This is a genomic window from Stenotrophomonas sp. STEN087 (genome assembly GCF_056759115.1).
The window spans coordinates 1-5,007 of record NZ_JBRRCR010000151.1 but is presented as its reverse complement, the minus strand read 5'-3'; the positions used below and the strand labels follow the sequence as shown (position 1 = coordinate 5,007).

At 70.5% G+C, this 5,007-nt stretch carries 6 protein-coding genes; 4 read left to right on the top strand and 2 right to left on the bottom strand.

From position 1 onward, the window contains the following. Positions 1-145 precede the first annotated feature (145 nt). Both ACVOK1_RS20235 and bioA read right to left on the bottom strand, forming a co-directional pair. On the bottom strand, positions 146-883 hold the full coding sequence (locus ACVOK1_RS20235; protein WP_481563071.1) for a 16S rRNA (uracil(1498)-N(3))-methyltransferase: 738 nt from the start codon (positions 881-883) through the stop codon (positions 146-148). Next, positions 874-2,265, bottom strand: a complete 1,392-nt coding sequence (bioA, locus tag ACVOK1_RS20230) for an adenosylmethionine--8-amino-7-oxononanoate transaminase (RefSeq protein WP_481563070.1) — start codon at positions 2,263-2,265, stop codon at positions 874-876. Before bioA ends, ACVOK1_RS20235 begins: the two co-directional genes overlap by 10 nt. A gap of 77 nt (positions 2,266-2,342) precedes the next feature. On the opposite strand from bioA, the gene nudE reads away from it, so the two are divergent. Genes nudE through ACVOK1_RS20210 form a run of 4 tightly spaced genes read left to right on the top strand, consistent with a single transcriptional unit; the run spans position 2,343 to position 4,876 of the window. Beyond that, positions 2,343-2,906 (top strand): ADP compounds hydrolase NudE, encoded by a 564-nt coding sequence (gene nudE, locus ACVOK1_RS20225; RefSeq protein ID WP_108769684.1) that lies wholly within the window; start codon positions 2,343-2,345, stop codon positions 2,904-2,906. Next, on the top strand, positions 2,903-3,706 hold the full coding sequence (gene cysQ, locus ACVOK1_RS20220; protein ID WP_481563069.1) for a 3'(2'),5'-bisphosphate nucleotidase CysQ: 804 nt from the start codon (positions 2,903-2,905) through the stop codon (positions 3,704-3,706). The genes nudE and cysQ overlap by 4 nt, the downstream gene beginning before the upstream one ends. Positions 3,707-3,719: 13 nt before the next feature. Further along, positions 3,720-4,553: a nucleoside triphosphate pyrophosphohydrolase gene (gene mazG / locus ACVOK1_RS20215; RefSeq protein WP_481563068.1), complete on the top strand. Its 834-nt coding sequence runs from the start codon at positions 3,720-3,722 to the stop codon at positions 4,551-4,553. Next, positions 4,550-4,876 carry a YnfA family protein gene (locus tag ACVOK1_RS20210; protein ID WP_079222853.1) on the top strand — a complete coding sequence of 109 codons (327 nt, stop codon included), beginning with the start codon at positions 4,550-4,552 and terminating at the stop codon, positions 4,874-4,876. Before mazG ends, ACVOK1_RS20210 begins: the two co-directional genes overlap by 4 nt. Positions 4,877-5,007 lie beyond the last annotated feature (131 nt).

The window sequence follows — 5,007 nt, the reverse complement described above, 5'->3', positions numbered from 1 at the left end:
CCCCCCCCGCGCCCGGGCCCGCGCCGCCCGCGCCCCGGCCCCGCCCCCCCGCCTGGGCGCCCCGGCCCCGCGGGGCCCCCCCCCCCGCCCCCGCCCCCCCCCCGCCGCCCCCCCCCCACTACCGCGCACGCCGCAGGCGTTCGCCTTACCCCAGATCCCCCAACCGCGCCTGCAGCGCCGCGATCGCGGCCAGGCCGGCGGTTTCGGTGCGCAGGATGCGCGGCCCCAGCTGCAGGCCCTGGAAGCCCGCAGCGGCCAGCTGGTCACGGTCACGCGGCGACCAGCCACCTTCCGGACCGATCGCGATGACCACGCCCCCCGCCGGTGCGGCGTCCAGCGTCGACAGCCGATGCGCCCCCTGCGGGTCCAGCGTCAGCCGCAGCGTATCGGCCGGCAGCGTCGCCGCCGCCTGCGCCAGCGACAGCGGCGAACCCACCTGCGGAATACGCGCGCGGCCGGACTGCCCGCAGGCCGAGGTCACCACGTTGTTCCAGTGCGCCACGCGCTTTTCGGCACGCGCCGCGTCCAGCTTCACCTCGGTCCGCTCGGCATTCACCGGCACGATGGCGCTGACGCCCAGCTCGGTAGCCTTCTGCAGGATCAGGTCCATCTTCTCGCCGCGGGCAATGCCCTGCAGCAGGGTGATCGCCAGCGGCGATTCATTGGCCACCGCCTGCACCGCGTCGATGCGCACCTGCACCTCGCGCTTGCTGGCCACGGTCAGGGTGGCGCTGTAGTCGTGGCCATCGCCATTGAACAGCACGCAGGTATCGCCCTCGCGCAGGCGCATCACCCGCACCAGGTGGTTGGCCGTCTCTTCCGGCAGGGTCACGGTCTGGCCGCTGTGCAGCGCCAGGTCGATGGGGCAGCGGGTCACGCGCATGAAATCGCCTCGTCGATGGCTGCCAGCGTGGTATGTGCCAGCAGCTCCAGTTGTTCGTCATCCACGCAGTAAGGTGGCATCCAGTACAGCACGTCGCCCAGCGGGCGCAGTACCACGCCACGCTTCAGCGCGGCCTTGTAGGCGTGCAGGCCAAGCCGCAGCGCCGGGTTGAACGGGGTCCGCCGGTTGCCGTCGCGCGACAGCTCGAAGGCCACCACCATGCCGGCCTGGCGCACGTCGGCCACGTGCGGGTGGTCGGCGAACGGCGCGGCCAGCGCGCCCATCACTGAGGCGATGCCGCGGTTGCGCGCGATCACGTCCTCGTCGCGGAAGATGTCCAGCGTGGCCAGGGCGGCCGCACATGCCAGCGGGTTGCCGGTGTAGCTGTGCGAATGCAGGAACGCGCGCTCGCGCGAATCATCGAGGAAGGCGTCGTACAGCGCCTGCGTGGCCAGCACCGCGGCCAGCGGCAGGAAGCCGCCGGTCAGGCCCTTGGACAGGCACATCAGGTCGGGCATCACCCCCGCCTGTTCGCAGGCGAACATCGTGCCGGTGCGGCCGAAGCCGGTGGCGATCTCGTCGGCGATCATGAACGCGCCGTGCGCATCGCACAGCTCGCGCACGCGCTGCAGGTAGACCGGGTCATGCATGCGCATGCCGCCGGCGCACTGCAGGCGCGGTTCCAGGATCACCGCGCAGATCTCGCCGGGGTGCCGGTCGAACAGGGTGGCCAGGCCATCGGCGGCCTGCCGTGCACGGTCGGCCGCACTCTGCCCCGGTTCGGCCAGGTAGGCATCGGGGGAGGGCGCGAACAGGCCCTCGGCCAGCAGCGGCGCGTACACGCGGCGGTACAGCGGGATGTCGCCCAGCGCCAGCGCGCCCAGGGTCTCGCCGTGGTAGCCATTTTCCAGCGCGATGAAGCGCGTGCGCCGGGTCTCGCCGCGGTTCTGGAAGTACTGGAAGGCCATCTTCAGCGCCACTTCAACGCCGGCCGAGCCGTTGTCGGCGTAGAACACCTTGGCCAGTGGCGCGCGCCCGGACTGACGCGGCGCCAGCGCCAGCAGGCGCTCGGCCAGCAGGATCGCCGGTTCATGGCTGAACCCGGCCAGCATCACCTGTTCCAGCTGCCCGGCCTGGGCGGCGATGGCCGCGCCGATGCGCGGTTCGGCATGACCGAACAGATTCGTCCACCAGCTGCTGACCGCGTCCAGGTAGCGGTTGCCGTCGTGGTCGATCAGCCAAGCGCCCTGGCCACGCGCGATCGGCACCAGCGGCAGGGTGTCCGGGTGCTCGCGCATCTGCGTGCACGGGTGCCACAGCACCTGCAGGTCGCGTTTCTGCCACTGCCGGGCCAGCGGGGAGGGGGTTGGGTCTGCTAGCATTTCGGGCTCATGAACATGTTGCTGCCTGCACATTCTATCGGCCCCGGCGCACGCGCCGGCCGCCGCGGAGATTCCGCATGAACGACGACCGCAGCGGCCGTCGCCTGCCGATCATCCACCGGATCACCGACGAGGAGAACGGCCCGTTCCAGCGCCAGCACCTGGACCTGGAGTTCTCCAACGGTGAACACCGGCGTTTCGAGCGCCTGGTCAGCCGTGGCCATGGCGCCGTGGTGGTGGTGCCGATGCTGGACGAGGAGACCGTGCTGCTGGTGCGTGAATACGCCGCCGGCGTGCACCGCTACGAGCTGGGCCTGGTCAAGGGCCGCATCGATGCCGGTGAAACGCCTGAACAGGCCGCCGACCGCGAACTGAAGGAAGAGGCCGGCTACGGCGCGCGCCAGGTCGACGTGCTGCGCGCGATGACCCTGGCGCCGACGTACATGAGCCACCAGTCGTGGCTGGTGGTGGCGCGCGACCTGTACCCGGAAAAGCTGGCCGGCGACGAGCCGGAAGAGCTGGAAGTGGTGCCGTGGAAGCTGGCCGAACTGGACCAGCTGATGCTGCGCGAGGACTTCTCGGAAGGGCGCTCGCTGGCCGCGCTGTTCATCGCGCGCCAGTGGCTGCAGGGACGCCGATGATCAAGCTGACCACCGAGCTGCGCGAGACCGCGATCGCCATCGCCCAGGAAGCGGGGCAGGCGATCATGCAGGTCTACAGCGATGGTTTCGACGTCACCCTGAAGGCCGACGACAGTCCGGTGACCGCGGCCGATCTCGCCGCCGACCGGATCATCCAGCAGGGCCTGCGCCAGCTGACCCCCGACCTGCCGATCCTCTCCGAGGAATCGGCGATGGTGCCGTGGGAACAGCGCCAGCACTGGGGCGCCTACTGGCTGGTCGACCCGCTGGATGGCACCCGCGAATTCGTAAAGCGCAACGGCGAGTTCAGCGTCAACATCGCGCTGATCTACCAGGGCGCGCCGGCCTTCGGCGTGGTCCAGGCGCCGGTGACCGGCATCGTCTGGCACGCCATGCGTGGCGAGCTGGCCTACCGTCGCCAGGGCCTGCACGACAGCGTGCTGCGCACGCGCACGCCGGCCACCGCGCCGCTGCGGGTAGCTGCCAGCCGCTCACACCGTTCGCCGGAAACCATCGCCCTGCTCGAACGCATGGGCGACATCGAAACGGTGGCGCAGGGCTCGTCGCTGAAGTTCTGCCGCATCGCCGAAGGTGGGCTGGACGTGTACCCGCGGCTGGGCCCGACCTCCGAATGGGATACCGCCGCCGGCCAGTGCGTGCTGCACGCGGCCGGTGGCGCGGTGCTCTCGGCCAGCAGTGGCAAGCCGTTCCGCTACAACCGCCGCAGCACCCTGCTGAACGGTGATTTCATCGCCCTTGGCGACACCAGCCTGCCGTGGCGGGACTGGCTGTCCGACTGACCCTGGAGCCCGCATGAGCGACACCCCCACCGCCGGCAGTGCCGCCAGCACCGAACTGGAGCGCCTGCTGGCGATCATGGCGCGCCTGCGCGACCCGCAGGGCGGCTGCCCCTGGGACCTGGAGCAGAACTTTGCCACCATCGCCCCGTACACCATCGAGGAAGCCTACGAGGTCGCCGATGCGATCGACCGCGGCGACCTGGACGATCTCTGCGATGAACTGGGCGACCTGCTGCTGCAGGTGGTGTTCCATGCGCGCATGGCCGAAGAGCAGGGTGCATTCGCCTTCGCCGACGTGGCGCGCGCGATCAGCGACAAGATGCAGCGCCGCCATCCGCATGTGTTTGCCGATGTCAGCGTGGACGATGCCGATGGCGTGATGCGCAACTGGGACGCGATCAAGCGTGCCGAGCGCGCGGCCAAGGGCGAGCAGGACACCTCGGCGCTGGCCGGCATCTCGCGCGGCCTGCCCGAATGGCAGCGTGCGGTGAAGCTGCAGTCGCGCGCTGCCAAGGTCGGCTTCGACTGGCCCGGCCCGCTGCCCGTGCTGGACAAGGCCGCCGAGGAGCTGCAGGAACTGCGCGAGGAATTCGAGCGCGGCGACATCGCCGGCAACAAGGCACGGCTGCAGGAAGAGCTGGGTGACCTGCTGTTCGTCTGCGCCAACCTGGCCCGCCATGCCGACCTCGACCTGGGCGCGGCGCTGCGTGGCGCCAACCACAAGTTCGAACGCCGCTTCCGCGCCATGGAAGCGCAGGCGGGCGCGCAGGGCGAGCGCCTGGCCGCGCTGGACCTGGATGCGCAGGAAGCGCTGTGGCAGCACGCCAAGGCCGCGGAGAAGGCGTGAAGACCCTCGCCCTGTTCCTGCTGACCGCGCTGGCCGAGATCGTCGGCTGCTACCTGCCGTGGCTGTGGCTGCGCAAGGGCGGCAGCGTGTGGCTGCTGCTGCCGGCCGCGGCCAGCCTGGCCCTGTTCGCCTGGCTGCTGACCCTGCACCCCACCGCCAGCGGCCGCGTGTATGCCGCCTACGGTGGCGTCTACATCGGCACTGCGTTGTTCTGGCTGTGGCTGGTCGATGGCATCCGTCCCAGCCGCTGGGACCTGCTGGGCGCCGCCCTGTGCCTGGCCGGCATGGCCGTGATCATGTTCGGGCCGCGCCAGCCGGTGTAATGCCCGGCGGCTGTTGATCTTCTGTAGCAACTGTCTTGTCAGGCGGAGGCCATCTGGGCCTCCGTGTCCCGCTTGCGGGCGTTGAGGATCACCAGCATCTTGCGCATCACCGCGACCAAGGCCACCTTGCT

Excerpts from the sequence above, each read along its gene's own strand:
- mazG (WP_481563068.1), top strand. The coding sequence starts at position 3,720 with ATGAGCGACACCCCCACCGCCGGCAGTGCCGCCAGCACCGAACTGGAG.
- cysQ (WP_481563069.1), top strand. The coding sequence starts at position 2,903 with ATGATCAAGCTGACCACCGAGCTGCGCGAGACCGCGATCGCCATCGCC.
- ACVOK1_RS20235 (WP_481563071.1), bottom strand. The coding sequence starts at position 883 with ATGCGCGTGACCCGCTGCCCCATCGACCTGGCGCTGCACAGCGGCCAG.
- bioA (WP_481563070.1), bottom strand. The coding sequence starts at position 2,265 with ATGCTAGCAGACCCAACCCCCTCCCCGCTGGCCCGGCAGTGGCAGAAA.
- nudE (WP_108769684.1), top strand. The coding sequence starts at position 2,343 with ATGAACGACGACCGCAGCGGCCGTCGCCTGCCGATCATCCACCGGATC.